Annotated in this window: 1 pseudogene; it reads right to left on the bottom strand. The window is 39.5% G+C overall.

The features are described from left to right. Positions 1-124 precede the first annotated feature (124 nt). A pseudogene (locus tag H5058_RS18285) lies at positions 125-301 on the bottom strand (transposase); the annotation flags it as partial.

The following is a 301-nucleotide window of genomic DNA, read 5'->3' as shown; positions in this document are numbered from 1 at the left end:
AATGGTCTAATCCCATTTAATTACATCTGTGCTTGCCTTGATGAACTGTGCCAGCCTGAGCCCGATATCGACAGCTTGTTACCCTGGAATTTTAAAACATAGGTGTAGTTCGCTAGACGCTCACGGTACAGTTATCTTCTTTATTAGCTCTGCGCGCAATGTCTTCATTTAATAAGCGCATAAACCAACTGATATTAGCTAAGCGTTCTCGGTATTCAATGATTGTTTCATTTAGAAAGAGCCATTCAATTTTACTTAGCTCTTCACCTTGCAGATATTTGTTAGTGAGTACAGTGCCTTT

The organism is Pseudoalteromonas sp. SR45-4, from assembly GCF_014163535.1.
Taxonomy (GTDB): domain Bacteria; phylum Pseudomonadota; class Gammaproteobacteria; order Enterobacterales; family Alteromonadaceae; genus Pseudoalteromonas; species Pseudoalteromonas nigrifaciens.
Note: the sequence above shows the minus strand (reverse complement) of the source record. Positions and strands in the feature narration are given on the sequence as shown.